Genomic DNA, 26712 nt, shown 5'->3' with positions numbered 1-26712 from the left:
ATCCGTGGTTCTTCGGTGCGGTTCGTTCTGGTACAAGTCCAATTAACAAATGGCATTAGGATTTCTACTACGCTGCACTAGAGTGTCCCCCAATCGGTCTTACGGCGGCGGAAGCGTATATGGGGCAAGATAAGACCGATGAGGATTGCGCCGATAACCACGCCGGCACCGATCAGGAACCAGCGCTGGTTCGTCTCGTTCTTCAGGTCCCGGTTCTTTTGCCGTAAATCGGCGACCTGTCCTGTCAGATCCGCTACGCTCTTGCGCAGATCTGAACGTTCCTGGGTGATGGCCACCAGGTTGGTGGAGGCGTATTTAATAGAGGCGAGCTCCTCCTCCAGCTGCTCCTTTTCCTGCCCCAGGGCTTCATGATCGGCCTTGAGCTTTTGGTGTGCCGATCGCAGCTCAGAGAGCTTCACAGCCAGCTGATCCGGTGCCTGCTGGAATTCCGCCAGGCGGGCCTCCATTGCGACCAGCCGGTCCCGCGCCCCCGGTTCGTCCTGCAGCTGGCGGGTCAGCACATAACCGGTGGTTCCGTCCCTGGTCCGAATCCGCGAGTAACCGGTCCTTTTATTCGTGCCCAATTCCTCCACCGCTTCGCCACTCGTCAGGTAGCGGAGGATCTTGTATCTGGTGCTCTCGCCCTTTCGCAATTCGATCTGGGCTATGTCGGTTATATAGCGGGTCTCGGCCAGGGCCTGACCAAGGCCGCACAGGCAGAGCAGTAAGAGGAGAAAACGTGTCATGAAGGACCTCTGGTAACGGATAACAATCGCGGAGCGCCTTTATTCAGGTTCGTTATGAGCAAGTCAGGCCGCAAGCAGGAACTCCAGCAAGGCCTTTTGGGCGTGTAGCCGATTCTCTGCCTCGTCCCATACCACCGACTGGGGACCGTCGATGACCGCAGCCGACACTTCCTCACCCCGGTGGGCCGGAAGACAATGCATGAACAAGGCATCAGGGGCGGCATTCCCCAGCAGGGCCTCATCCACCTTGAACCGGGCAAAGGCCTGCCGACGCTGTTTCTGTTCCTGCTCCTTCCCCATGCTGGTCCACACGTCGGTGACCACGAGATCCGCGTTTTCCACTGCTTGCGTTGCGCTTTGCATAAGGGTGCAGCGGTCTCCGGCGCCCGCGAGGTTAGCGGGGTCCGGACGGAACCCTTCCGGGCAGGCGATGCGCAACTCGAAATCGAACAGCCGGGCCGCATTCACGTAGGAATGACACATGTTGTTGCCGTCGCCGATCCAGGCTACCGTCCGCCCGCGGATGCTTCCCCGATGTTCCTGGTAGGTTAGCACGTCCGCCAGCAGTTGGCAGGGGTGAAAACGGTCGGTGAGGCCATTGATCACAGGCACCAAAGAGCACTCCGCAAAGCGCTCCAGCGTGCGCTGCTCGAAGGTACGGATCATCACTGCATCGACCATGCGGGACAGCACGCGCGCGCTGTCTTCCACCGGCTCACCGCGGCCGAGCTGCGTGTCCTGCGGCGATAGAAACAGGGCATGACCGCCAAGTTGGGTCATGCCGACCTCGAAGGAGACCCGGGTTCTGGTCGATGACTTCTCGAAGATCATGCCCAGGGTCCGATTCTTCAAGGGCTCGAAACGCTCACCGCTACGGACCAGACGCTTGAGCTCGGTGGCCCGTTGCAGCAGGGCCCCGGCCTCATCCGGGGAGAGGTCCAGCAGGGTGAGAAAGTGTCGTAACGGTCTGCCGATGGAATCCATAGGTGTCAGCCTGCCGCAGCATTCGAATCCACGGGCGATTGCAAAAAACGCCGGATCAACAATGAGAGTTCCTGCAGCAACAGATCCGCCTCGCTTTGATCGAGGATCAGCGGCGGCAGCAGACGCACGACACGCTCGGCGGTCACATTGATGAGCAATCCCGCTGCCAGGGCCTGAGGGACCAGATCGCCACAGGGCCGGTCGAGCTCTATACCAATCATGAGCCCGCGGCCACGGATATCGAGTACGCCTGCGACTCCGCCCAGTATGCGATCGAAACCGACGCGTAAATAGTCGCCCATTTGGGAGGCGCGGTCCGTCAATCGGTCACGCTGAAGGGTCTCAATCACGGTTTGGGCGACCCGACAGGCCAGCGGGCTTCCACCGAAAGTGGTGGCATGGGTGCCCGGTCCCAAGGTTTGGGCCGCCGCGTCCCGGGCCAGGCAGGCACCTACCGGGAAACCATTGCCGAGTCCTTTGGCAAGGGTGACCACATCGGGTCGGATGGCGTTGGCCTGAAAGGAGAGGAAGTGCCCGGTGCGGCCCATGCCGGTCTGTACTTCGTCCAGCATGAGCAACCAGCCGCGACGGTCGCACAGCTCCCGCAGTCGGTTGAGATAGTCCGCGGCGGGGATGTTGATTCCGCCCTCGCCCTGAATCGGCTCTACCAGGATAGCGGCGACATTGGGGCGATTAGCGGCCGCGGCCTCCACCGCTTCCGAATCGTCGTAGGGGACCCGGACGAATCCCTGCACCAGGGGCTCGAAGCCCGCCTGTACCTTACGGTTTCCGGTAGCGCTCAGGGTGGCCAGGGTGCGGCCGTGAAAGCTTGCCTCCATCACCAGGATGGTGGGGTGCTCAATGCCTTGGTTATGGGCGTGGAGGCGGGCGATCTTGATGGCCGCTTCGTTGGCTTCCGCGCCCGAGTTGCAGAAGAACACCTTGTCCATACCCGAGAGCGCGGTCAGCGTCTCCCCCAAGGTCTCCTGCATGCCGATCCGGTACAGGTTTGAGGTGTGGATGAGGTCCTTAGCCTGCTCGCACAGGGCTTGGTGCACAGCAGGGTGGGCGTGTCCTAAACCGCATACGGCGATACCCGACAAGGCGTCGAGATAACGCTTGCCGGCGACATCCCAAAGCCAGACGCCCTCGCCGCGGGCGAAGGTGACCGGAAGTCGGCTATAGGTAGCCATCAAGGACTTGCTCATACGCGAACCTCACTTCCCCAAAAAGCAAGAGGCGGTTCCACTTGGACGGGAAACCGCCTCCAACCTCCTGACAGGAATTTGAGTATAGCCTGAGATACAAAATCTATCCAAGCCTGTTGATCGATTCCCATGCTGGGAAACCTTGGGGCCGGGAAAGATCGGGACCGGATCGCTACCGTCTCGGTATATAATCACACATGATCCGACAATTAGCCTCCTCACATGTATGCTAAAGTTATCCGGACCCTACCAATTTTTGGATTCTTGCACCGGTTCCGCCCGTTAAAGGAGTTTGACATGTCAAAGTTATTTAAGGACGTTCAGCTTCAGTCAAAGGCTGGAAAATGGAAAGCGTTGCCGGATCCGAAGACTTACCCGAGCGTACAGGACCCGGATTATGAGGATACCAGAAAGTCGCTCAATGATGAATACCAGCGGTGGTGGAGCTCACTTTTACTTTATTTGAAACCATTCGCTATCGCTGAACTAAAAGAGAGTATTAAAGCCGAAATTGAAAAGATCTCGGAGGTTAAGCTGCTGCGGTTATGGGAACCCGAGATAAATATACAGCAGCCGGTAGGATATGAAGTATACGAGCCTTATCGTATTAAAGTAAGAGCACCTTTAAAGGGATCTTATAGCATCAGGATCAAAGCAAAGCTACATATTAAAAAGAGGCTTCCGTTAGGACTGGATATTAAAACCGATGAGGTCTTCACCTTTGTGGTACGCAAGCTCCATGTTGCCCAAGCGGCTCGATTTAGACATCTTAATCCGGAAAATATTGAGATTATACATCTTAGTCAACCGAACATTTCCTTTAAAATCGATATTGAAGGAGATGGATTGTCCAGTATGCTGATTGCCGCAATAGGCGAACTGTTCGTCGACTATCAACTTAATAATATTATCAGGATGCTGACCCGTAAAATAACCGAGAAATTCCCAACTTTAATAAGAGAGAGCAGAACACCCTTAGCGCCTGACGCACCTTTGTTATCAGGGCCGGTAAAACCGATCGGATTTAAAAGATTCATTAATAATCTTGAGAAAAAAATAAGCGGATATCATCTTCCTTACGGCACACTGCTGGCCGTTGATACCGACCGTGAGGATAATACAACCTGGATTGATCATTATTCCGGGAGTTCATCCGTAAATGCCCAAAATTATTCTTATCTCTATACCAGAGACAGCCCCATCTTTACCGGTATTTATCTGGCATCGCAGAGTTATAGATACGCAGTGACCAAAAATAAGCAGGCAATAAAAAATATACGGCAGGTATTAGCAGGAATAGATAGGCTTTTTAAGGTTAATGATACCGGTTTAATGGCACGATTGGCCGTACCTGCGGACTCGCCTTTGGCACGGAAAATAAAACTTCACGGAATAAAATTCAGGCAGAGAAAACTTGAAGATGGTAAAGTCTGGATATCCATTCAAGATAAAGGGGTCACAAGGGACCAGTACTTAGGCATCCTGTTCGGGCTGGCTACCCTTTATGAACATGTCGCCGAAGATTACAAGGATATTGGGTCTACTGTTAAACGATTATTGGCCCTTCAGTTTAATTTTATGATGAGAAACAATTGGTTTTTGGTGGGAGACGAGACCCGAACCGGCGTACCCAATTTTTGGACTCCGGGCAGTGACCAAAAATACGCTTATTTAGCAGTCAATAATTTTGTGACCGGCGGCAAGTATCAGGCCCAATTGAATGAAATCAGGCGGGGAGTTCCCGCTGTCTGGCTGACGGCCTGGTTGAACACCTGTAATACGGTCGCCAGGTATTACAAATTCGATTTAGCTTACCTTTCATATTACTGTATACTCCATTTTGAAACCGATCCGCTGATTAGAAAGCACATCCAAGGAGCTCACCGCATCGTGGAAGGTGCCATCCACAATCACCTTAATCCGCATTTTGATTTAATGCGTATAGATTTTGGAAGTGTTAAGAAAGAACATTTAGCAGACAATATTCGAGCCGCTATGAGTCAATATATTCAAAGGGGACATCGTGAGGGTCCTGTGGATCGGAGCCTTATGAATAAATACCACTTCCGGGAACTCCACCTCGACTCCGGTAAAGAGACCGTAACGACCATACCCGTCTGGCCAAAAGACCGGAGCTACGTTCATTTCTTTCAATGGGAGAGAAATCCCTGGAGCTTAGCATGCTATCCGGGTAACAAAAAAATAGAGTCTGTCGGCCTGTCAATCACCTGGCCCTACTGGTTTGGACGGTATTTGGGGGTGTTTTCCGAGGATGATTAAGGTGTTCTTTATCTTGCGCAATCACAAAATCAGGTAGTTCGCGGGAAAGAGCGGTCTGGTCGGACCGCTTCGACGCCCGCCGCCATCGCCAATACGAACGCGGAGAGCAGCTGCCGCGAGGAGTTGGAGACGAACAACCGGACCAGATTGTTCTTCATCTTCGAGAGCGCATCGGCGAAATTCACCCGATAGGCATGCTTACGGTCCCGGTAGCGGCGATCAGTGATCGCTTGGGCGACCCAGGAGAGGATCGCCGTGAGGTTGAGCACGAAGCGCTTGGCGTAGAAATCCTGCTTCACGGCGTGGGCGCTGAGACTTAAGTTAATGGCATTACATAGCAAGAAGGTCTACTATTGTTGTCAATAGTTGAACAAACCAGATTGCATGTATCAAAGAATACCGAAGCGAAAAAGAAATCGCGCTTCGGCCAATTCTTCACACCCGAAAGAACCGCGGTTTTCATGGCCGGCCTTTTCCCGGATTCAAGCGGCCGCTGCCGGTTACTGGATGCGGGGGCTGGAATTGGATCGCTTTCCGCGGCTTTTCTCGATAGGTGGCTGTCAGGCAACTTTCATTTTCAGAGCGTTGGCTTAGATGCTTTTGAAATTGATAGCAACTTACATCCCTATTTGTCGAAAACACTTGAGAAATATAATAACCACAACGATTTTTCCGCAATGATCCGGGGTGAGGATTTTATCCATGCCGCCGTAGAATCGCTCTCGGCGGACCTCTTCAGTGAATCGCTTGTTCACTATACCCACGCGATCCTCAATCCACCCTACAAGAAGATTAACAGCCATTCAGTGCATCGGCTGGCCCTGCGTCGCGTTGGCATCGAGACGGTGAACTTGTATTCCGCCTTTGTTGCGCTGGCCGTAGCACAGTCCGCAAGGGGTGGACAGATCGTGGCGATTATCCCGCGTAGCTTCTGCAATGGGCCGTATTACCGCCCGTTCCGTGACTTCATCCTCCGGTATACAGCTATCCGACACATTCATTTGTTCGAGTCACGTACCCAGGCATTCAAGGATGACGAGGTGCTTCAGGAGAACATTATTATTCGGCTTGAACGTGGCGGTCAGCAGGGACTGGTGAAGGTTTCCACATCGACAGATGATAGCTTCACCAACCTTACCATTCATGAACACCCATTCGAGCGGATTGTGTTTCCGGACGACCCGGAGCGGTTTATCTATATACCTGCATCGTCCGAGAAAAACGCTATCGAATCATCCCCGGCCATCCGCTATACACTAGCCGACCTCGGCATTAAGGTAGCGACCGGGCCGGTAGTCGATTTCCGGCTGAGAAAGTACCTGCGAGACATGCCGGGACCGGGCACCGTTCCCTTGCTCTACCCCGGTCATCTCAGCAACAGCGGCACCAGATGGCCGATTGAGGGCATGAAGAAGCCCAATGCCATCGAGTACAACGCCGACACCGAAAAGTGGCTTTACCCGAGCGGCTTTTACTGTGTGGTGCGACGCTTCTCGTCCAAGGAAGAAAAGCGTCGGATCGTGGCGCATGTGGTTGATCCTACCGCATTCGGTGATGTGTCCGTACTGGGCTTCGAGAACCACCTGAACCTGTTCCACGAGAATAAGCGTGGTTTGCCGCAGGCACTGGCCCACGGGCTGGCCGTATTCCTAAACACGACCGCGGTTGATGAGAACTTCCGACGCTTCAACGGCCATACCCAGGTCAATGCAACCGACCTCAGGCTGATGAGGTACCCGAGCCGTGACACCCTGATCGAGCTTGGCGAATGGGCTACCGGCCGCGGAGAACTTACGCAAGCCATGATTGATGCCAAGCTGGAAACCTTGGCCGAATGAACGACAAGAATCAGTACGTTGAGGCCGCACACCGGATCATCACTTCCTTGGGCCTACCACAGGCACAGCAGAACGAACGCTCCGCCTTGTGTCTGCTGGCCCTGTTGAACCTCACGCCAGGCAAGGCGTGGGCCGATGCTGAAAACCCACTCATGGGTATCACGCCTATCATGGACTGGGCGCAGGAGCACTACGACAAGGAATATGCACCGAACACCCGCGAGACATTCCGCCGTCAGACTATGCATCAGTTCTGTGATGCAGGAATCGTGCTTTTCTCTTCGCCGGATCGACTGCTGGGCCGGTCCATGTGACCGCCTTTCCGAATCGGGCAATTATGGGCCGCTACCTTGGGGAAATCGCATGGGAAACCGAGGTGTGGGTGGCTGATGCACCATCCCATCTGATTCACTTCAATGGGGAATGCTTTCTTGGTCCGTACAGTACACCCTAACAAGGTGCTACACTGAATAATCCTTCCAGGCGCCTCAAATTTTTCAAAGGTTCTTCCAATTCCAATGAGCAAAACCCGTAGAACCGCAAAGGTGTATGTTGTGCGCACAAGGGGCTTTACGCTCATTGAGCTCTTGATTGTGATGGCAGTTGTCGGCATCCTCACGGCGATGGCTTATCCTGCCTATACCGAATCCGTCAGGAGATCCCGGCGGAGTGATGCCGTGATCGGGCTGATGGAGGTGGCCCAGACCCTCGAACGCTGCTATACCCAGTTCGGCGGTGTCTACGATCATGTGGACTGCCCGATCCAATCGACGGTGGAGATTACCTCGTCACAGGGGTTCTACCGGGTTATGCCCACCCTGACCGCTACGACCTATCGCCTGACCGCGACCCCCGTCGCAGATGGCCCACAGGCCGCGGATACCGGGTGTACTGCTTTCACCCTGACCAATACGGGCGTAAAGACCGCTATCGGGAGCCTGGGGGATGCTTGTTGGAACTGAGAGGCTGTCTAAAAACTAAGTCATTCTGTAAGAATCTGAGTAATCTGCGGATTGAAAAGATCATGTTCCCAGGAGGATTTATACGCGTTCCCCCCGGAGCCGGAATCGCCCGAGATTCGAACCAGCAATTCAGCCCGACTCGCCGTTCTGCATACACTTGATAGCATGTCCGGAAAGCTCTTCATTCAAACCTACGGCTGCCAGATGAACGAGTACGATTCCGCCCGCCTGGCGGAGGTCCTGGCTGAGTCGCACGGCCTGGAGCGCGTTGATCGACCCGAGGACGCGGATGTGCTGCTGCTCAATACCTGCTCCGTGCGGGAAAAGGCCCAAGAGAAGGTGTTCTCCCAACTCGGTCGTTGGCGCCCCTGGAAGACGCGCAATCCGGCCTTGGTCATCGGCGTCGGCGGCTGTGTGGCGAGCCAGGAGGGCGCGGCGATCCGCGAGCGGGCACCCTATGTGGATCTGGTGTTCGGGCCCCAGACGCTGCATCGGTTACCGCGGATGCTCGAGGCTCTGTGGGAGCGGCGCCGGCCCCAGGTGGATGTCGCGTTCCCTGCGATCGAGAAGTTCGACTGCCTGCCTCCACCCCAGGCCCAGGGACCCACGGCCTTTGTCTCGGTGATGGAAGGCTGCTCCAAATACTGCACCTATTGCATCGTGCCCTACACCCGGGGCGAGGAGATCAGTCGTCCCTTCGACGATGTGATCGCAGAGGTCGCGGAGCTTGCGGAGCAGGGGGTGCGGGAGATCAACCTGCTGGGCCAGAACGTGAACGCATACCGCGGCCCCATGCACGACGGGGAGAACGCCGACCTGGCGCTCTTGATCCGCTACCTGGCCGCCATCCAGGGTATCGACCGCATCCGCTACACCACCTCGCACCCGGCGGCGCTCTCCGATTCCCTGATCGAGGCCTATGCGGAGGTGCCCGAGCTGGTGAGCCACCTGCATCTGCCGGTGCAAAGCGGTTCCGATCCGATCCTGGCGGCCATGAAACGGGGGTATAGGGTTCTCGAGTACAAGTCCAAGATCCGACACCTGCGCCGGGTGCGACCGGATATCAGCCTCTCCTCCGACTTCATCGTCGGCTTTCCGGGCGAGACGGAGGAGGACTTCGCCGCCACCTTGGCCTTGGTGGACGAGATCCGATTCGATACCAGCTTCAGCTTCATCTATAGCCGGCGCCCCGGCACCCCCGCCGCAGATTACCTGGATGAGATTTCCAGCGCGGTCAAGCAGGCGCGCCTGACACGCTTGCAGGAGCGTCTAAACCATCACGCCCAAATCATCGGCCGGCGTATGGTGGGGACTATCCAGCGGGTACTGGTCGAGGGGTCGTCGCGCCGGAAACCGACGGAGCTTGCAGGACGTACCGCCAATAATCGAGTGGTCAACTTTGCGGGTCCTCGGGATCTGATCGGAGATTTTGTGGATTTGACCATTACCCGGGCCCTACCCAACTCACTGCGGGGGGAGCTTATCCGGTGACCCGGAGCTAGGTCGTGTTGACATTTAGAAGGTCCGCACAGCGGACCCTACAGTCAATCAAAGGTTAGTGTAGGGTCCGCTGTGCGGACCGTTCGGATGTTACGACCATTTAATATATAGAAACCCGTCGGTTAGGGTAAATGTCAACAGGACCTAATATGATGATTTCGCCGGTATGAGAGTTAAGAGCATTCGCCACAAAGGGCTTAAGCGTCTTTTTGAACAAGATGATGCCAGTCGTTTGACACCGATGATGGTTCCAAAGATAAGAAACATCTTGGCTGCGTTAACTTTTGCGGATGATTTATCCCAACTAGATATGATGCCTGGCTGGCGCTTGCATCCGCTAACAGGAGATCGACAAGGACAATGGAGTATTACTGTTACCGGAAATTGGCGTTTGGTTTTTGAGGCTGAGGGGGATGAAATTATGAATCTTAATCTCGAAGATTATCATTAAAGAGGGGCTGAGCTATGACTGCACTAAAGATGGGAATGACGCCGCCACATCCGGGGATCTTTCTATATGACGAAGTGGTAAAGCCGCTGAGCTTGACTATGGAGCAGGCCGCAGAAGCGCTCGGCGTTCGTCAGGACACCTTGTCCGCCCTCTTGCAGGGACAAGAGTCGTTAGCGCCGGAAATGGCGCTGCGATTTGAGAAGGTCTTCAGCGTCAACATGGAAATGATGCTGAAGCTGCAAGCGGCCTACGATGCAGCGCAGATGCGTAAGCAAGCAGAAAAACTCGATTTAAGCAGCCTCTTGCAACATCCGGCATCCAAATCGACAGCTGGCTCAGCGATCTTAAGGCCATACTAAAGCAACTTCTCGACCGGACAGGAAGATTTGAGTCTTCTCTCTAATTTCACGGGAAGAATCCGGAATCCATAGCCTTGTCTACCCAGCTGGAAACTGTCGATCTCGAGCTGCCGGGGGACAATGAGCGGCTGGCCAACCTGGGCGGGCAGCTCGATCAGCATCTGCGTCAGATCGAGTCCCGGTTAGGCATCGAGATCAACAACCGTGGGGCCGTCTTCCGCCTGATCGGTGAGCGTCGGTCGGTCGCTGCCGGGGCCCGGGTATTGCGCGATCTCTACCGGGTGAGTGCGGATGAGATCCTGACCCCGGAGCGAGTCCATCTCCACCTCCAGGAGTCCGGGGTGGACGCCTTGCTGGACGGCGCGGGGGAGCGGTTGCCGGATGTGGTCATCAAGACTAAGCGCGTCTTGATCCGCGCCCGGGGACCGAATCAGCAGCGCTACCTGCACGCCATCCTGCACAACGACATCAATTTCGGGATCGGTCCCGCCGGTACGGGTAAGACCTATCTGGCGGTGGCCTGTGCGGTGGAGTCCCTGGAATCCGACCGGGTACGCCGCCTAGTGCTAGTGCGCCCGGCGGTGGAGGCGGGCGAGCGGCTCGGCTTCCTACCTGGGGATCTGGCCCAGAAGATCGATCCCTATCTGCGACCCCTCTACGACGCCCTGTACGAGATGCTCGGCTTCGAGAAAGTGAACAAGCTCATCGAGCGCAATGTGATCGAGGTCGCCCCCCTGGCCTATATGCGTGGACGTACCCTGAACGACGCCTTCATCATCCTGGACGAGGCCCAGAACACGACGCCCGAGCAGATGAAGATGTTCCTGACCCGCATCGGTTTCGGCTCTACCGCCGTGGTCACCGGTGACGTTACCCAGGTGGATCTACCGCGTGGACAGGCCTCCGGGCTGCGCCAGGCGATCGAGATTCTGGGCCACGTGGAAGGTATCAGCTTCACCTTCTTCAATGCCCGGGACGTCGTGCGCCACGCCCTGGTTCAGCGCATCGTCGGGGCCTATGATGCCTTCGATCACCGGCATGCCGACACCCGGTAGGCCTGCCCTGTGAGCATGGGGAATAATCGGTAACGACTGTGGAAATCTGCGAGATCTGTGGATAGCAATCCTGAATGATTCGGCGTTGTCGGAAGGGAAAAGATCCCTCCTGCGTTGGGACAAGGTTTGACGTGTTGCGTTCGACGCGCCAAGGTGTGCTGATTGTCTGCTTAGGTCTTGCCAGCGTCTTAACGCAACCTACACCCACATGACCCCCCGCGCGGCCTGTGGGCGTGGATCCGTTTTAACCAGACAGCCTCTGAGCGCCGATCTTGGGATAATCTAATAGGTATCCAGAAAAACCCGTACCGAGAACAATCCGGAGCTCGAAACCATGCGATTCGTATTTTTACTCTTGGCCCTACTGGCCTGGCCCGCCTTCGGTAGCGAATGCTTCTGTCTGGTCGCTGCGGATGATGCCCTATGGTTCGACTGCCGAGAAATCCAATCACGGATCTTCTGCCTCGACAAGGACACCGGTAAGCAAGAACCGATCAAGCACCAGGATCTGACGCGAGTGGCGGGCGGGGAGCCGCCCTGCACCCCCTGCCGGCGGAACGATGCGGTCGACCTGAATGGTATCCGTGGCGAGGATGACGAGCAAAAGACGCCGCCTGCGACCACAACCCAGCCTGCCGCTGAGGAAGATTGACAGTGGACGACCGCCCCCGCATCCTAGACATCACCGCCGCCGTTACCCTGATCACGGCCCTGGTCTATACCGCCGGTTGGTCCTACGCCTACCATTGGTATGATCGCTTCGAGCTGGGGCTCATTGGCCTGGGTATCCCCTTCGAATATCACTTCATGTACGGCTTCTGGGTGTTACAGACGTTCTGGTGGCTGATACCGACCCTTGTGGTGTTTCTGGCCCTCACCTACTGGGCCCAGGTCGATCCCGTTCTGGATCTCTTGGCGCGCACCGCGCTGATCTGGGGCCTACTCGCCTTTGTGCTCTTCTACTACATGGGCAAGGCCGCCGCCGGTGCCGACTACCGGGACCACCGGGAATCGGGCTTTCAAAGCTATCCTTGGGTCCGCATCTGGACCATATCGGACCAGGGCCAGACCTCCGCCGAACCCCAGACTGCGCCGCAGGATTTGGCCGATGGTAAATACCGACTCCTGCTGCAGACCACCCAATCCCTGTATCTGATCCGACCCAGGCAGGACAGCGGCCAGCTGCCGACCCTCCAGATACCACACAATCAAATCCGCGCCTTGCGTCGGATACCCACCAATCCCGGTCGCAGCGGCGCATCGAGCCGATGATAGGCTATGAGAGGGTGGGCTGTGGAGCAGTCCGGGCTGAATTGGGCGGTAGTGGTTAAGGTTTAAATGGAAACGTCGCCAATAGCCGTGGGTTGGACACGCTATAAGCGGCACCCCTCTCCCTCCGGGAGAGGGCCGGGGAGAGGGGATCAAATAAAAAAATGGGGCATAATGAACCGCTCTAGGCTAACCATTTAAAAATTTACCACTACCAATTGGGCATGGGGAAAGAGGTATCTTTTATCCACAGATTGCACAGATTATTTCATTCTTCATCTGCGGAAATCGGCGTAATCTGCGGATTAAATAAGGAACGTAAACCGTGTCTTTGGATGACGGCATGCCCAACATCCGCATCTGGAAACAAGAGCCATGAATTTTACTTGTTGTCATTTCGACCGCAGGGAGAAATCCTCTTAGCTCGGCACGGGTCCCCAGTGCACAAGATCCCTCCTCCGTCGGGACAAGGATTTCTCGCTGCGCTCGAAATGACAGGAAAATGGTAGTGGCTAATGTATAAGTGATAACATGACCAACGGTACTGGCTACTATGTCCCCTCTCCCACCGGGAGAGGGGTTGGGGAGAGGGGATCAAAAAGATGAATCGCTCTACTTTTTCACTTATAAGTTCACCACTACCAGGAAAATTTTGCTGGAACGGGGTACTCAGGGCTGTTGACATTCAACTCTAACTGACTATTTTCACGTCTTAAGTAGCCCCAACACCCCAACGGTCCGCACAGCGGACCCTACAGTCAAATCAGGTGGCTAACGTAGGGTCCGCTGTGCGGACCTTCATAAATGTCAACACTACCCACGCCCTATAGGGGGCTATGCCCACCGCTTGGCTGTCGCGCGCTCACAGAACAAAACATCTACGAAAATCCGTGTCATCTGTGGAGAGAAGATTGGGCCGTGTAGAATGTGGCGAGTGAATCGGGAATGAGACCAAAGATGATGAACGCAGGCTCTAGGATTGCTTGCTTGGTATTCATACCGCTGGCCGTGACGATTCCGGCTTGTACGCTGGAGCCCGTCAGCCCTGAATCCGAGACTGTGCTCCAAATACCCCGTGAGCAGGGAGATGGAGAGCCGAGGCAAGGCCGAACCGCTGTATCTGCACGCCCTGGAGGCCCGCGAGCGAGTGCTGGGCCGGAACCACCCAGACACCCTTACTAGCGTTAACAACCTCGCCATCCTATATCACAAACAAGGTCGCTATAGCGAGGCCGAGCCGCTCTTGGTACGTGCCTTGGAGACTAGCGAGCGAGTGCTGGGCCAGGATCATCCCGATACCCTCACCAGCATCAACAACCTCGCCGTGCTGTATGAAGCCCAAGGCCGCTATAGCGAGGCCGAGCCGCTGTATCTACGTGCTCTGCAATCCAGCGAGCGGATCCTGGGCCAGGACCACCTCCAGACCCTCCTCAGTATCGGCAACCTCGCCGTGCTGTATCACGCGCAAGGCCGCTATGACGAGGCCGAGCCGCTCTCGGTACGTGCCCTGAAAGCTCGCGAGCGGGTGCTGGGCCAGGATCATCCCGATACCCTCACCAACATCAACAACCTCGCCGAGCTGTACCGTGAGCAAGGCCGCTATGACGAAGCCGAACCGCTGCATCTGCGCGCCCTGAAGGCCCGCGAGCGGATCCTGGGCCGGGACCATCCAGACACCCTCAGCAGCGTCCACAACCTCGCCGGGCTGTATGAAGCCCAAGGCCGCTATGGCAAGGCCGAGTCGCTGTATCTACGTGCTCTGCAATCCAGCGAGTGGATCCTGGGCCAGGACCACCCCCAGACCCTCACCAGCATCAACAACCTCGCCGTGCTGTATCACGCGCAAGGCCGCTATGACGAGGCCGAGCCGCTCTTGGTACGTGCCTTGGAGACCCACGAGCGAGTGCTGGGCCAGGACCACCCCGACACCCTCAGCAGCATCCACAACCTCGCTGGGCTGTACCGCGCGCAAGGCCGCTATAGCGAGGCCGAGCCCCTGTATCTGCGCGCCCTGGAGGCCAGCGAGCGGATCCTGGGCCGAGACCACCCCGACACCATCGCCAGCGTTAACAACCTCGCCGAGCTGTATCAAGTACAAGGCCGCTATAGCAAGGCCGAGCCGCTCTTTGTACGTGCTCTGGAGACCCGCGAGCGGATCCTGGGCCGGGACCACCCCGACACCTTGATCAGCATCAGCAGCCTCGCCTGGCTGTATTTCAAGCAAGGCCATTATGACGAAGCCGAGCCGCTCTATGTGCGAGCTCTGGAGACCAGCGAGCGGATCCTAGGCCAGAACCATCCCCACACCCTCGCCATTCAGCTCAATCTGGCCGTTACATTCCTCAATAACAGGCAGCGAGATCGGGCCATGCGGGAGCTACGCCGTATGGACGGACGATTGCGCCATTTTGTCGGCGCTCAGCTCACGACCACCCACCGGGAGCGAATCCGCCGCCGCTGGTTGCGGTCCAAATTCAGATTTCAGGATGTGATCTTCAGTCTCGCCTTACAGCATCCTGCGCCGGAAAATTTACGGCTGGCTGCGGATGTGCTGCTGCGTTGGAAGCGTTTGGCCGGTGAGACCGAGACTCTGACCGCCCAGCTCGTCCGCTCCAGCCAAGACCCAAGAGTCGTGAAGCTCGCCAAGGAGCTGAGCAGGCGCCGAGCCGATTTGAGTCGGCTGGTGAATCTGCCCGTGCCGGACGGAGAGGCCGCCATTACCGCCCGTAAGAATGACATCGCCACCACCCGAGCAGAGGTCGAACGCCTGGAGATAGAGCTTGCCGGACGGAGCCAGGCATTCCAGGATTATCTGACGAGCCGTACTCTCGACTGGCGGCAGATAAGATCCGAATTGCCTCGGAACTCGGCCCTACTCTCCTTGCGTGCCTTCAGGCCAGTGGACTTCGCGACCGAAGCATTCGGGGAGCCGCACTGGCTGGCCTTCTTGATCCCCGCGGAGCCCGGTGATGGGCCCGAGCTCCTGCTCCGGGATCTCGGCCCCATCGCACTGACGAAAGCGATGCACAAGGAACTGCGCGATACAAGCAGCAAGGAATCGGCCCAGATGCTCTATCGGCGGCTCTTCGGTAAGCTGGATATTGAGTTGGCTAAATACGAGCGGCTCTATATCGCTGCGGACGGCCTGCTGGATCTGGTGGCCTTTGCGCGGCTGGTGGTTCCGGACGGGCGCTATTGGGTGCAACGCCAGGCGTTGCATCAGATACGCACGGGCCGAGATCTGGTACAAAAGCATTCGGGGCAAACGGCGGCAAAGGGCATGCTGATCCTGGGCGGGGTGGACTACAGGCGTTTCCCGGCGTCGGGAAAGCAATCACCGCCCCCGGTCGGAACGCAGGAGGAAACCACCGACCAGCTGCTCGCTATGAATCGGCGCCTACACGATGAACGCGGGGGCTTTGGCAACCTGAAATTCACGGCTGGTGAGGCCAAGAAGGTAGGTCAGTTCTACGAAGCACTCTATGGTCAGGCCCACATCTGGCAGGCCCGATCGGCGGCCGAGAGTCGACTCAAGAATCGGCTCAGGAAACCGGACACGCCGCCCCGGATATTGCATCTGGCGACCCATGGCTTCTTTTTCCCCGAAAAGGCGGAACACACCGAGCGGCCCATGACCCTGGGCGGCCTGGCCCTGGCCGGTGCCAATGCCGGTATGCAGGGCCAGCTCAGCCCCGCCGGCCAAGACGGCGTCCTTTATGCCCTGGAAGTCCAGGATCTGAATCTGGAAGGCACTGAGCTGGTCACCCTCTCCGCCTGTGATACCGGCCGCGGCGAGGTGGACTACTCTGAAGGCGTCTACGGCCTGGTGCGCGCCTTCCGCATCGCCGGCGCCCGTCATCTACTCATGACCCTTTGGACCCTCAACGACGCCCTGGCCGAGGCGTTCATGCGGGATTTTTATGCCAATTGGTTCCAGGATCCCAAACGCCATCCGGCCGTGGCCCTGCGCAAGACCCAGCTGGCCTGGATTCACGACCAAGACCCCAAGCGCAGGGATCCGCAATACTGGGCGCCCTATGTTCTGATCGAGGGTCGGTAGCCCGTGGGGTGATCCGTGCCCACCGGCAATTGGTGGCGGTAAATTTTTAAGCCGAAGTGCCGGGTTTCGTGCCCCGACCCAGCCTACGGGCTTTTTTCAATCCGCAGATTACACAGATTTCTACAGATCGTTTCTGTCTCTCATCTGCGGAAATCTGCGCAATCTGTGGATAAAAGATATTTTCCTACGCTCAATTTTAGAGAAACTAGGCATCACCCAAATCTTCGCGGATCGATGCGTGCGGATTGGCGTGATTCGCAGCTCTCCCTGCCGAACGCGACCGGTTGTTTTCCAAGGCCGGCGTCTACATATTCGGCGGATGAACCTGAACCCAAGGGGGCAGCTATGCTGAAACTGAGTGATATCCTGGTAGCCCATAAGGAGGTCGAGTCCTTCGACACGCTTCTCCCCCTGGTTCAGGAGATTGCACGCAGTGGGGAACGTTTCTTCCGCATGGACGTAACGCCGCCCTACCCGGATACGCCCGCGGATTGGGAAGACCGGCTGGAGGCCGCATTCAGCGGGCTGATCCGCTAGCGGACATTGCAGCCGCTAGAAAGCACCGTCTTACCTGAGCAAGCAGAAAATCATTACTGCGAAGAATCCGGGCAGAAACCATGAAGCACTACGATCCAAAGGGTCTCCGGCTCGGGGACACCGCTGCCGAATCGGTCGTCAACTACAGTGCCCAGGAAGCCGCCCTGGAGTCCCACCTGCAAGCCCTGCAGGACCGGCATCGGGAGCTGGTGCAGAGCGCCGGCGCCCCGCAGGACATTGCCGACATCAAGCTGCAGACGGCACGTACCCTGGTCAATCTGAAGCGGGGCGAAGCGGCCTGGCCACTGGGTCGTGAAGCGCTCGATACCTTCATCCGATTGGAGGACTTCGAATCCGCCGCCGACGCCTGCGATGTCTTATTTCAGTCCGATCAGCCCGACTCCCTGAACGCCCTAGGCCAGGGCATCTGGCTCACGGTTACCTATCCGATGGACCCGGAGCTCTCGGTGGCGCTCTTGACCCATGTGATAGACGAAACACCGGACGACGCAGACGGCGCCGCTGTGGCCGCCACCACCGCCCTGTTTCTTGCCGACATCCGGGCCTCCGGCTCACAACGTGAAAACCTGATGTTCCTGGTCAGCCAAACCCTGGGAACGGTTGCCAGGCGCCACGGCAAGGTGGATAGCCAGGAGGCATTCGATCGCTGGATGGAGCGACTCGAGCTCAAGGACCCCGATAAATTCCTGGTACGCCTGCGCAATGTGGTGGATGTCCTGGTCCAGGACAACTGGTGGTTCGACCGCGAGGTACTCCAGGCCAAGCTGCCGGTGAATTAATATACTGCCACACGGCACAATCTGAGCTTTTGAATTTCCCCCTCACCCCCGCCCTCTCCTGGAGGGAGAGGGAGTGAAATGCGCAGATTGTTCCGTGTGAAAGTATAGCTACCGGTCACCGGCTGCCGGCTACCAGCCTGGTCGAGCATTTCAGCCGCGGGCACCGCGTCCGAGCCGGTACCCACGGCGAGAGGCTACTTGGCGCGTGCCCGTGGTCCGTAGACCAGACCGCCGGTTACCTCAATGGTCGTGCCGTCGATCGAGTCGTTGGCGATGACATGCTTGATGGTGCCGGCGAGCTCTTCCGGCTCGACCAGATGGCCGACATGGACGTCTTTGAGGATCGCCTCCAGGGCCGTCTCGTTCATCCCCTTGAGGATTTCCGTGGCGGTGTAGCCCGGTGAGACGCCGACGACCCGGATCGGCAGGTGCTTCAGGTGGAACTCGCCCACCAGGATCTTGGGCCACAGGGTGAGTGCGACCTTGGTAGAGGAATAGTTGAGCTGTCCGATCTGGCCGGTGCTGTTGATCGAGGAGGTGATCAGCAGCAACCCCTCCTTACCACTGTCAGCCATACGCCGGGCGGCCTCGCGCAAGGTAATGAAGGTGCCGATGAGATTGGTGTCGACGACCGCCTTGAACTGTTCGGTGGTCATGAAATTCTTGACCTTGCCGGTGTTCTTGTCGGTGTTGATCATCAGGCTGTCGGCAAAGCGCCCCGCGTTCGCCAGGACCACGTCGAGGGAACCGAAGGTCTCGATCGCCTTATCCATCAGCTTGCTCTGGTCTTCCTCCTTGGTGACGTCGGTCTGCACCGCGATCGCCTCGCCGCCCGCTTCCTTGATCTCCTTGACCGTTTGCTCCAGACGTTCGATACGCCTACCGGCAAGTGCGACCTTGGCCCCGTCCGCGGCCAGGTTTTTGGCAACCGCGGCGCCGATGCCGGTACCGCCGCCCGTGATGACGATTACACTGCCCTTTACGTCCACTCCGTACCTCCTTAGGTTTTTTTATGGTGGAAAAAAGCTTCCTGCAGGAATAGCACCCAGGATAGCGAGAAGATTCCAAACCTGCAGTTTGCGCCTAAAGATTATCAGATCGCAGATCTTCTGCAATAAGAGCTCACAACCTGGTCCTGTTGCAGCTCAGTCGGCACTGTAGTATAAATGAACGCTTATTTCGAGCCTCTATTCCTATATGACACCTTCGCATTCCATGCTGCGCATGAGTCATTATATGAATAATTCGCTTGATTAGAATATTACCATTAACTCTAATTAGGAGGAATCCTATGGCGGACTGGACCGAACAGGCCGAACAAATGTTGAAGACCTGGACCGAGGCGCAGAAGAATGTCTGGGACAGTTGGCAAGATCTCGCCGGTCGCGCCGTGGGTGCCCAACCGAAACCACAAGCCTTTGCGATGAATCCCATGGAATGGTTTCAGCAATCGATGTCGCTGTGGACGGACCCGGCCGGGGTTGCGCGGGATGCCGGTCGCCAGGTCTTCGGCAGCCAGTTTTCGATGATGCGCAACCTGGAGCTGCTGACCCGTGCCTGGCAGCTGGTCGCTCCCAAGCTCGATGCCGGTCGGGATTGGCGATCCCCCCTGTCGGGCTTCACGACTAACTGGTTTCAACAGCTCACCGGGGCGTCCGGCGACATGTTCGAGATGACCAAGGACACCCAGGCCCTCTGGCAATCCTACCTGAGCGAGTGGGGCCCCTTGCTGAAACCCTGGCTCTCGTCGGCGCTCGAGGCGACCGGCAGTGGGCATTTGGGTGAAATGATGCTGGGAGGATCGACGGGGTTGGGCCGCTTACTCACGATGGGGCAGGACGACTTCCAGACCGGGCCTTTTGTCGGGTTTGCCGAGATTCCCAGTATCGGCGTCACTCGCGAACACCAAGCGAAGATCCTGCGGGCCTTCGATGCCTTCGTCGATCTGCGCAAGGTCATGCTCGAGTTCAATAGGATGACGACCGGGGCCCTGAGTAAAGCGGTGGAGGCCGTGATGGAGGCCCTGGCGGAGAAGAGCAAACAGGGCGAGAAGATCCGGAGCGTGCGCGACCTGAATCGCCTGTGGCTCGAGTCCGCCGACAAGGTCTTCACCGAGATGTACGCATCCGAGGAATATCTGAAGGCGCAGCGCGAATTGTCAGCGGCCGGCATGTCCTACAAGCTCATGCAGCAAACGGTGGTCGAGATGGTCCTGAAGGGCCTGAACCTGCCGACCCGCAGCGAGCTCGACGATGCCTACAAGACGCTGTACGAATTGCGCAAAGAGGTCAAGGCGTTGAAAAAGGCCATGCACGAGCAGACCAAGCCGGCTATGGAAGCCAAGGCGGAAACCAAGCCGACGGCACAGAATGCGATCAAACAGGTAGAAACGCAAAAGACAGCGAAGAAGGCACCGGTCCGCAAGAAGCCGGCAGCGCGTGTGGAACCTGCTGTTTGAGTCGTGCCCTTCCGAACGCAATTCCTATCCTTTGGAGAAAATCCATGCTGTCACTACCCATCGATATCCAGCCCAAGGATGCCGTCAAAGAGATCAAGGAGATCAACGACAAGATCACCAAGGGCCTCGAATTCCTGAGCAATCTCAAGGATGAGGACGTGGACATCGGCACCGCGCCCAAGGAGACCGTGTACACGGAAGACAAGCTCAAGCTCTATCACTACCTGCCGACCCAAGACGACTTGCTCGGAACCCCGCTGCTCATCGTCTACGCCCTGGTCAACCGCTATCTGGTAGCCGATCTCCAGGAAGACCGTTCCCTGGTGCGTAACCTGGTCAACGAGGGCCTGGATACCTACCTGATCGAGTGGGGCGATCCGGCACCGGCGGACAAATACCTCACCGTGGACGACTATGTGAACGGCTATGTGGACAACTGCGTCGATTTCCTGCGTGAGCGGCACGGGGTCGACAAGATCAATGTCCTCGGGATCTGCCAGGGCGGCACCCTGGCCACCTGCTATGCGGCGCTGCACCCGGACAAGGTGGCAAACCTGGTTCTGACCGTGACCCCGATCGATTTTCATCCCGGCTGGGATAAGCAGAATCCGGAGGTCGGATTGCTCTTCAACTGGGGCAAAGGCGTGGATGTGGAGCTGATGGTCGATGCCTACGGCAACGTGCCCGCGGATGTCCTCAACTTCACCTTCCTCTTGGTCAAGCCCTTCGCGCTCAATTTCGGCAAGTACCATGACATGCTGGACATCCTGGACAACGAGAAGGCGATGATGAACTTCCTGCGCATGGAGAAATGGTTGTTCGACGGTCCGGATGCGGCCGGCGAGGCCTACCGGGAGTTCGTGCGGGATTTCATGCGGGACAACCAGCTGGTCAAGAACGAGAAGATGATCGGCGACCGCCTCGTCGACCTGGGTAATCTCACCATGCCGATCCTCAACTGCTATGCGACGGCCGACCACCTGGTACCGCCGCACTGTTCAAAGATACTCGGGGAGAAGGCGGGGACCGACGACTACACGGAAATGGCCATCCCCTCCGGCCACATCGGCATCTATGTCGGCGGCAAGTCGCAGAAAATGCTGGCACCGGGCGTTGCCAAATGGCTGCGCGAGCGGGCTTGACACGTAGCGGTACCATTTGAATCCGCAGATTACGCAGATTATTACATTGTCATAGAAATGAAAACATCTGCGATAATCTGCGCAATCTGCGGATAAAAGATTGCCGTTTGACCGTGGAAAACTGGTACTAAAAACAGCCAACTCAGCGGACGAATTTTCCGTGGCAATCCTGTCGGCTCAATGTTAGTAGTTGAGAACACAGGTTAGCGGCAGAACGGCTCAACACCGCGAGGACAGGCTATGAAACACGAATATACGGCTATTATTAAGGAAGAAGATAATTGGTGGATAGGTTGGATTGAAGAAGTCCCTGGAGTGAATTGTCAGGAAAAGACCTATGATGAATTAAAAAATACGTTGGAGGTTACTCTTAAAGAGGTGTTGGAGTTTAATCGGCAAGATGCTTTAGTAGCAGCAGGTATCGGATATATGGAAGAAAAAATCGCAGTATGAAAAGAAAGGAATTCCTGAAATACCTCCGCAGCCAGGGATGCGAATTGTTGAGGGAAGGAAGGAAACATTCATGGTGGTTCAACCCGGAGTTAAACAAGCGTTATGTAAGGACCTTGGCGTAGAATCAGTCAGATAGCCGCTAACAAACGCTTGCAGGGCATAGAAAGAATATCCATCTTGTGACACACCCGGCAAGAGCTGGCCGATGTGCACAAATTTATCATCTCCATTGCTTCGAATTAGGATACGATAGTAACGAAGATGGCATTTACTTGAAAGTATTTTATTTTGGCAACAAGAAATTTCAATCCGACTACAAGTAAATTGGGATAATGATTATGTTTAACCGACACGCTTTCTTACTTATCTGGTTTGTTGGAATGTTAAATGCTATTCCGACACTGGCACAGGAACGCGTTGCCTTAATCATCGGTAATGCCAATTACAAAACAGCACCTCTTAAAACCCCCTTGAATGATGCAGGTGAAATCGCACGCTATCTTAGCGACCATGGTTACGATGTCATCAAGGAACTTGATGCGGACGTAACAAAAATGGATAATAGCATCAGGAAGTTCATTACCCAGCTCAACAATTCAAAGCTGGGAGTTTTCTTTTATGCCGGCCATGGGATACAAAATGATGGAGAAAACTACTTGATGCCAATAGGTTCGCTTGAATCAGCGAAAAACAAACGCAGTTTGAAGCGGCAAGCCATCAACGCTAACGACGTCATGCGGGACATTAAGGCTTCTAGCCGCGGGCCTGTGATATTCATCCTGGATGCCTGTCGGAATGACCCGCTTAGTGACAAACCTATACAAGGAAGAGGGCGTGATGGAAGACCAGTTGTGGGACTTGCTCCTTTTGATCGTTTAGCCAATGCCTTTATTGCTTATTCAACGGCGCCGGACTCCGTGGCAAAGGATTATCTGACTCTAGACGATACTCACAGTCCATATGCCACAGCCCTTCTGGAAGCGTTAAAAGAATCTGAGCCAATGGAAATCATGTTCCGCAATATCAATGCTAAAGTGCGCAAGATGACCAACGGGGAGCAGCAACCCGGCTATTACTCGGAATTATCTAAGTCCGTATTTATTGTCGGCAAACCAAGCTCCCCACCACCACCTCCTGAAAACCCGCTACGCTTTGTTGGTTCTAGTACGGTAGGAGAGCAATTGCTGCCCAAGCTGTTAGAGGAGTACTTGATGCAAAGACGTAACGCAACTGGGATAAAATGGAAAGACGGCGAACGTACTGATGAATATCATACACAATTTATGACGATTACGTCCGCTTCCTCAGGAACACCCAATAACTTTATGGTGAAGGTGACGGGATCGGGCAAAGGGTTTGGCGCAGCCATCATTGGTGAGGCTGAAGTAGTCATGTCCTCGCGCCAAATCGAAAAGGAGGAGTATTCGGATTTGATTGAACGCTACAGCGCGGTGAGGGAACATGTTATCGCACTGGACGGAATTAAGGTAATTGTTCATCCCGACAATCCAGTAAACTCACTTACTCGGGAACAGATTCAACAACTCTTTCGAGGGAAAATCACCTGGGACCAAGTCGGCGGGAAAGCGATGGGCATTAAGCCATGCGTGCGTGTAAGCGGTGCTGGAACACGTGACGTATTCGATGATAGAGTGATGGAAGGTAAACGTTACTCGTTCACTGCAGTTGAAAACCTAACTAATACCAGTGTGAGAGACTGTGTGCTTGAAAATGTTGACCGAATCGGTTATGTGGGCCATGCCTATAGTGGAAAGGCAAAGGTGATAAACCTTTGGGAGTGTGCATTTCTCTACCGACCTGAACCATTACCTATTAAGACGGAAGAGTATCCCCTCAGTCGCCGCCTCTATCTCTATACCTTACCTGCCAATGGAGAAAATACTGCTTTCATTAAAGACTTCATTAATTTTGCGAAATCGCCGGAAGGTCAAACAATTGTCAGCCAGAAAGATTTTGTCGATCTTAATGGGAAAAGGGCTGGCAGGTTCTTAGGAGGCATCGTGCAGCAACGCTTGCGCTTAGCTCCAATGCTCGCCGAGGAATCTGAATTTCTGATGGATATGAATAGGCTTGCCATGCGCGGTGAACGCCTATCGTTTACCTTCCGGTTCAGGTCTGGTTCCTCAGATCTCGATTATCGGGCAAAGGACGACGTGAAACGTTTGATTTCTTATTACAATCAATTCTGGCAAAATCACCATCTGTTTCTGTTGGGATTCGCTGATTTTGAAGGACCAGCGGAGAGAAACAGGAGATTATCCTTGGATCGAGCCAGTAAGGTAGCGCAGTTTATCGAAAAAGATATGGGACAGAATATGAGAGAGCGTAATCTGCTGGATGTTAGGGGATTTGGAGAAAGTTTTCCGATTGCTTGCAATAATTGGGAAAGAGGGAGGAATAACAACCGGCGTGTGGAAGTTTGGGTTTCGCCAGATTAAATGAGTTGTTCTTCAGACTAGTCTCCGGTTTTTGTTTCCGTTTTTTACAGGCTACCGATTTGCGGTTGCCCTTTTCTAACTCTTATCACCTCTATTCTGATCGCCATCATATTCGGCATCCTCTTTTCTTACTTTGCAAACACCAATAAGATCCATAAGTATCTCAGGGATAAAAATATAACGCGAGAAACCTCGTATTCATCGGAGTGGTCCGGTTCATTCTTGGATAACGTAACATTCGTAGTTTTGCATTTCGACGATGAAAGGCGATTATACGGGTGGCCGATCGAATGGCCATCGGACCCGGAACAGGGACATTTTTTATAGCCGATCCCGCATGGATCCATGAAAATGGAAAAGAAGAAAGAATACCTGGAGTCAAAAGCATTTTAGTGGATACTAAAGGTATAAAGTGGGTTGAATTCCTCGAAAACACTTGGGAGAAAGAGGATGAGTAAAAAACAGTCGAATCCTCCACCACCGAAAAATGTAAGACCGGAACCACCACCGCCGCCGCCACCAGCACCTCGTCAGTATGATATTCAGTATGATGGAGCTAACCCTCCGCCGCCAAAAAATGTAAGGCCGGCACCCCCGCCACCACCGCCTCAAAAGAAGAATGGCTGATAAGATCAATTGGTATCCAGGAAGGAAATCCGGAAATAGATTACAGTTGGCATGAAAGAAACCTGATGAGGTGAAACGTGCGATTTACGCTCGAAACAGAACAGGAAACGGACGGACGATGGATTGCCGAGGTACTCGAAATTCCCGGCGTAATGAAATATGGCAAGACGCGGGAAGAGGCCATCGCACAAGCCGAATCCCTTGCCCTTCGCGTGTTGGCGGAACGTATCGAAGCATGAGTATGCAATGAATATTTGGGATGCCGATAAGCTGGTCTTGTTTATTGCCTTTGTGATTCCAGGCTTTATATCCATAAAAACATACGACCTCCTCGTGCCATCAGAACGAAGAGAAGTTGGAAAATCCCTGGTAGATGTGGTTGCATATAGCTGTATAAATTATTCGTTGCTGTTATGGTTGATAGTGCTGGATTATAAATACCAATGGGGAAGCAACTATCCAGCTTGGCACATTCTGTTAGTTTTCCTTTGGTTGCGGAAACAGAAGTTTTTCAAAAAATATGCGCCTCATCCAATAGCGAAACCTTGGGATCGCGTCTTCAGAAACGGCCAGTCTTACTGGATTATTATTGAGCTGACTGGCGGTGAGATAATAGGCGGTATGTACGATACAAAGTCATTCGCGTCTTCTTATCCAGCTGAAGAACAATTATATCTTCAGCAATTATGGGAAATTGGAGGAAATGACAAATTTGTCAGGCCACTCGAAAGATCCCATGGCGCCATAATCTCGGCCAGCGCGATCAAACTCATCCGCTTTTATCAATGAATCTGGAGTGATTGACATGAGTGACAAGAATATTCCGCTTCGTGATGGTTATCAGCCAGTGCATGATAAGGGCCACCAACCAATAGAGGGAAATATAGAGGGAAATTTAGATCCCAGTAATCCACCTGGTGATAATACGAAATCTGCAAATCGGAATAGTGGACAATCCGGAGACTCAAGTCACGACTCCTGACGGAATGCTGCACGCGGATCCGGCAAAGCGGCGCGGTTTCCCGTTATCGCTCCAGCGGACCGTGCCTTTCTGGCTGATATATTAGTTGGTGTTGGTCTAGCTGGTCCCTTATTGATGCTGGAGCGTGGGAGCCAGGGGTAATCTCACGGAATTTGACCGTTTGTCAGGTAGAAACGCTGGCAATCATCCTAGAAGGTTATGGGATCGACCCTATGGACGCGGTTGTTCTCATCAGTAGAGATCGGTGTCGTTGACACAATTCGATTCCTGAGCCAGTTCAGAGCCGGCACGAGGAACTACACTGAAGAACGCGAGCAGCTTTTCAAGGGCATGTCCGTGAAAGACATAATCGCCGATATCAAGTCGCAGCGGAAAAGCGTCTAACGAGTTGCCGAATATCAAAAAAGACAGGAAGAAAACGTACAATCAATTATGGGCCAGCAAGGCAATCTTCCGGATTTTGAAAAACTCAACCACTATGCACTAAAGTGCATAGGTTGCCCCCTGGACTGAAAGTCCTAAATCATTCCAGGATAATGTTT

At 55.0% G+C, this 26712-nt stretch carries 26 protein-coding genes; 21 read left to right on the top strand and 5 right to left on the bottom strand.

Annotation, left to right across the window (positions count from 1 at the left end; translation table 11 throughout):
• Positions 1-77: 77 nt before the first annotated feature.
• The 3 genes from BQ17_RS04575 to BQ17_RS04565 form a co-directional block, all read right to left on the bottom strand.
• Positions 78-746: a TIGR04211 family SH3 domain-containing protein gene (locus BQ17_RS04575; RefSeq protein WP_089724682.1), complete on the bottom strand. Its 669-nt coding sequence runs from the start codon at positions 744-746 to the stop codon at positions 78-80.
• A 63-nt stretch (positions 747-809) separates the two neighbouring features.
• Positions 810-1730, bottom strand: coding sequence for an ornithine carbamoyltransferase (gene argF / locus BQ17_RS04570; protein ID WP_089724680.1), 921 nt, complete (start codon positions 1728-1730; stop codon positions 810-812).
• Positions 1731-1735: 5 nt separating this feature from the next.
• Positions 1736-2938: an aspartate aminotransferase family protein gene (locus BQ17_RS04565; RefSeq protein WP_089724678.1), complete on the bottom strand. Its 1203-nt coding sequence runs from the start codon at positions 2936-2938 to the stop codon at positions 1736-1738.
• Between the two features lie 297 nt (positions 2939-3235).
• On the opposite strand from BQ17_RS04565, the gene BQ17_RS04560 reads away from it, so the two are divergent.
• The gene (locus BQ17_RS04560) at positions 3236-5218 is read left to right on the top strand and encodes a hypothetical protein (protein WP_141699098.1); all 1983 of its coding nucleotides are present in this window, start codon (positions 3236-3238) and stop codon (positions 5216-5218) included.
• A gap of 29 nt (positions 5219-5247) precedes the next feature.
• On the opposite strand, the gene BQ17_RS04555 is transcribed toward BQ17_RS04560, so the two are convergent.
• Positions 5248-5517 carry a hypothetical protein gene (locus BQ17_RS04555; RefSeq protein WP_089724674.1) on the bottom strand — a complete coding sequence of 90 codons (270 nt, stop codon included), beginning with the start codon at positions 5515-5517 and terminating at the stop codon, positions 5248-5250.
• Between the two features lie 57 nt (positions 5518-5574).
• On the opposite strand from BQ17_RS04555, the gene BQ17_RS04550 reads away from it, so the two are divergent.
• The 13 genes from BQ17_RS04550 to BQ17_RS04495 all read left to right on the top strand — a co-directional run bounded on the left by BQ17_RS04550 (position 5575) and on the right by BQ17_RS04495 (position 18049).
• Positions 5575-7056, top strand: a complete 1482-nt coding sequence (locus BQ17_RS04550; RefSeq protein ID WP_256091482.1) for an Eco57I restriction-modification methylase domain-containing protein — start codon at positions 5575-5577, stop codon at positions 7054-7056.
• The gene (locus tag BQ17_RS04545; RefSeq protein ID WP_256091481.1) at positions 7053-7370 is read left to right on the top strand and encodes a hypothetical protein; all 318 of its coding nucleotides are present in this window, start codon (positions 7053-7055) and stop codon (positions 7368-7370) included. Before BQ17_RS04550 ends, BQ17_RS04545 begins: the two co-directional genes overlap by 4 nt.
• A 23-nt stretch (positions 7371-7393) precedes the next feature.
• On the top strand, positions 7394-7510 hold the full coding sequence (locus BQ17_RS23165; protein WP_256091480.1) for a BsuBI/PstI family type II restriction endonuclease: 117 nt from the start codon (positions 7394-7396) through the stop codon (positions 7508-7510).
• Positions 7511-7574: 64 nt separating this feature from the next.
• Positions 7575-8018 carry a type IV pilin protein gene (locus BQ17_RS04540; protein ID WP_305118698.1) on the top strand — a complete coding sequence of 148 codons (444 nt, stop codon included), beginning with the start codon at positions 7575-7577 and terminating at the stop codon, positions 8016-8018.
• Between the two features lie 165 nt (positions 8019-8183).
• Complete coding sequence (miaB, locus tag BQ17_RS04535; RefSeq protein ID WP_089724672.1) at positions 8184-9509, top strand: tRNA (N6-isopentenyl adenosine(37)-C2)-methylthiotransferase MiaB; 1326 nt, start codon at positions 8184-8186, stop codon at positions 9507-9509.
• A 175-nt stretch (positions 9510-9684) separates the two neighbouring features.
• Positions 9685-9969 carry a type II toxin-antitoxin system RelE/ParE family toxin gene (locus BQ17_RS04530; RefSeq protein ID WP_089724670.1) on the top strand — a complete coding sequence of 95 codons (285 nt, stop codon included), beginning with the start codon at positions 9685-9687 and terminating at the stop codon, positions 9967-9969.
• A gap of 14 nt (positions 9970-9983) precedes the next feature.
• Complete coding sequence (locus BQ17_RS04525; protein WP_218068090.1) at positions 9984-10328, top strand: HigA family addiction module antitoxin; 345 nt, start codon at positions 9984-9986, stop codon at positions 10326-10328.
• A 74-nt stretch (positions 10329-10402) separates the two neighbouring features.
• On the top strand, positions 10403-11383 hold the full coding sequence (locus BQ17_RS04520; RefSeq protein WP_089724669.1) for a PhoH family protein: 981 nt from the start codon (positions 10403-10405) through the stop codon (positions 11381-11383).
• Positions 11384-11717: 334 nt separating this feature from the next.
• Positions 11718-12035, top strand: a complete 318-nt coding sequence (locus BQ17_RS04515; protein WP_089724667.1) for a hypothetical protein — start codon at positions 11718-11720, stop codon at positions 12033-12035.
• Positions 12036-12037: 2 nt separating this feature from the next.
• On the top strand, positions 12038-12655 hold the full coding sequence (locus BQ17_RS04510) for a hypothetical protein (RefSeq protein WP_089724665.1): 618 nt from the start codon (positions 12038-12040) through the stop codon (positions 12653-12655).
• Positions 12656-13727: 1072 nt separating this feature from the next.
• On the top strand, positions 13728-16712 hold the full coding sequence (locus tag BQ17_RS04505) for a CHAT domain-containing protein (protein WP_141699097.1): 2985 nt from the start codon (positions 13728-13730) through the stop codon (positions 16710-16712).
• A 345-nt stretch (positions 16713-17057) separates the two neighbouring features.
• A complete protein-coding gene (locus BQ17_RS04500) occupies positions 17058-17249 on the top strand; it encodes a sulfur relay protein DsrC (RefSeq protein WP_089724662.1) in 192 nt (63 codons plus the stop codon).
• A gap of 80 nt (positions 17250-17329) precedes the next feature.
• Entirely contained in the window at positions 17330-18049 is a 720-nt protein-coding gene (locus BQ17_RS04495; RefSeq protein ID WP_089724660.1) for a hypothetical protein, read from the top strand.
• Positions 18050-18243: 194 nt separating this feature from the next.
• On the opposite strand, the gene BQ17_RS04490 is transcribed toward BQ17_RS04495, so the two are convergent.
• A complete protein-coding gene (locus tag BQ17_RS04490) occupies positions 18244-19038 on the bottom strand; it encodes an SDR family NAD(P)-dependent oxidoreductase (protein ID WP_089724657.1) in 795 nt (264 codons plus the stop codon).
• Between the two features lie 302 nt (positions 19039-19340).
• Between BQ17_RS04490 and phaE the strand changes: the two genes are divergently transcribed.
• From phaE to BQ17_RS04455, 7 genes are all read left to right on the top strand, one after another.
• Positions 19341-20507: a class III poly(R)-hydroxyalkanoic acid synthase subunit PhaE gene (gene phaE / locus BQ17_RS04485; protein ID WP_089724655.1), complete on the top strand. Its 1167-nt coding sequence runs from the start codon at positions 19341-19343 to the stop codon at positions 20505-20507.
• A 44-nt stretch (positions 20508-20551) separates the two neighbouring features.
• Positions 20552-21649: a class III poly(R)-hydroxyalkanoic acid synthase subunit PhaC gene (gene phaC, locus BQ17_RS04480; protein WP_089724653.1), complete on the top strand. Its 1098-nt coding sequence runs from the start codon at positions 20552-20554 to the stop codon at positions 21647-21649.
• A gap of 240 nt (positions 21650-21889) precedes the next feature.
• Positions 21890-22102 (top strand): type II toxin-antitoxin system HicB family antitoxin, encoded by a 213-nt coding sequence (locus tag BQ17_RS04475; RefSeq protein ID WP_089724651.1) that lies wholly within the window; start codon positions 21890-21892, stop codon positions 22100-22102.
• A 338-nt stretch (positions 22103-22440) separates the two neighbouring features.
• The gene (locus BQ17_RS04465) at positions 22441-24561 is read left to right on the top strand and encodes a caspase family protein (protein ID WP_176722293.1); all 2121 of its coding nucleotides are present in this window, start codon (positions 22441-22443) and stop codon (positions 24559-24561) included.
• Positions 24562-24851: 290 nt separating this feature from the next.
• A complete protein-coding gene (locus tag BQ17_RS21465) occupies positions 24852-25019 on the top strand; it encodes a hypothetical protein (protein ID WP_176722292.1) in 168 nt (55 codons plus the stop codon).
• Between the two features lie 246 nt (positions 25020-25265).
• Complete coding sequence (locus tag BQ17_RS04460; RefSeq protein ID WP_089724647.1) at positions 25266-25427, top strand: type II toxin-antitoxin system HicB family antitoxin; 162 nt, start codon at positions 25266-25268, stop codon at positions 25425-25427.
• Positions 25428-25434: 7 nt separating this feature from the next.
• On the top strand, positions 25435-25977 hold the full coding sequence (locus BQ17_RS04455; protein WP_089724645.1) for a DUF6338 family protein: 543 nt from the start codon (positions 25435-25437) through the stop codon (positions 25975-25977).
• Positions 25978-26712 lie beyond the last annotated feature (735 nt).

Source organism: Candidatus Thiosymbion oneisti (genome assembly GCF_900092655.1).
GTDB classification, from domain to species: Bacteria; Pseudomonadota; Gammaproteobacteria; order Chromatiales; family Chromatiaceae; genus Thiosymbion; species Thiosymbion oneisti.
This window is presented reverse-complemented; position numbering and strand designations above follow the sequence as displayed.

What these genes read in the sequence shown, in the direction of transcription:
- BQ17_RS04515 (WP_089724667.1), top strand. Translation starts at nt 11,718, where the DNA reads ATGCGATTCGTATTTTTACTCTTGGCCCTACTGGCCTGGCCCGCCTTC.
- BQ17_RS21465 (WP_176722292.1), top strand. Translation starts at nt 24,852, where the DNA reads ATGGCCATCGGACCCGGAACAGGGACATTTTTTATAGCCGATCCCGCA.
- BQ17_RS04530 (WP_089724670.1), top strand. Translation starts at nt 9,685, where the DNA reads ATGAGAGTTAAGAGCATTCGCCACAAAGGGCTTAAGCGTCTTTTTGAA.
- BQ17_RS04560 (WP_141699098.1), top strand. Translation starts at nt 3,236, where the DNA reads ATGTCAAAGTTATTTAAGGACGTTCAGCTTCAGTCAAAGGCTGGAAAA.
- BQ17_RS04540 (WP_305118698.1), top strand. Translation starts at nt 7,575, where the DNA reads ATGAGCAAAACCCGTAGAACCGCAAAGGTGTATGTTGTGCGCACAAGG.
- BQ17_RS04475 (WP_089724651.1), top strand. Translation starts at nt 21,890, where the DNA reads ATGAAACACGAATATACGGCTATTATTAAGGAAGAAGATAATTGGTGG.
- BQ17_RS04465 (WP_176722293.1), top strand. Translation starts at nt 22,441, where the DNA reads ATGTTTAACCGACACGCTTTCTTACTTATCTGGTTTGTTGGAATGTTA.
- BQ17_RS04500 (WP_089724662.1), top strand. Translation starts at nt 17,058, where the DNA reads ATGCTGAAACTGAGTGATATCCTGGTAGCCCATAAGGAGGTCGAGTCC.
- BQ17_RS04565 (WP_089724678.1), bottom strand. Translation starts at nt 2,938, where the DNA reads ATGAGCAAGTCCTTGATGGCTACCTATAGCCGACTTCCGGTCACCTTC.
- phaE (WP_089724655.1), top strand. Translation starts at nt 19,341, where the DNA reads ATGGCGGACTGGACCGAACAGGCCGAACAAATGTTGAAGACCTGGACC.
- BQ17_RS04455 (WP_089724645.1), top strand. Translation starts at nt 25,435, where the DNA reads ATGAATATTTGGGATGCCGATAAGCTGGTCTTGTTTATTGCCTTTGTG.
- BQ17_RS04495 (WP_089724660.1), top strand. Translation starts at nt 17,330, where the DNA reads ATGAAGCACTACGATCCAAAGGGTCTCCGGCTCGGGGACACCGCTGCC.
- BQ17_RS04525 (WP_218068090.1), top strand. Translation starts at nt 9,984, where the DNA reads ATGACTGCACTAAAGATGGGAATGACGCCGCCACATCCGGGGATCTTT.
- BQ17_RS04575 (WP_089724682.1), bottom strand. Translation starts at nt 746, where the DNA reads ATGACACGTTTTCTCCTCTTACTGCTCTGCCTGTGCGGCCTTGGTCAG.
- phaC (WP_089724653.1), top strand. Translation starts at nt 20,552, where the DNA reads ATGCTGTCACTACCCATCGATATCCAGCCCAAGGATGCCGTCAAAGAG.
- BQ17_RS04545 (WP_256091481.1), top strand. Translation starts at nt 7,053, where the DNA reads ATGAACGACAAGAATCAGTACGTTGAGGCCGCACACCGGATCATCACT.
- argF (WP_089724680.1), bottom strand. Translation starts at nt 1,730, where the DNA reads ATGGATTCCATCGGCAGACCGTTACGACACTTTCTCACCCTGCTGGAC.
- BQ17_RS23165 (WP_256091480.1), top strand. Translation starts at nt 7,394, where the DNA reads ATGGGCCGCTACCTTGGGGAAATCGCATGGGAAACCGAGGTGTGGGTG.
- miaB (WP_089724672.1), top strand. Translation starts at nt 8,184, where the DNA reads ATGTCCGGAAAGCTCTTCATTCAAACCTACGGCTGCCAGATGAACGAG.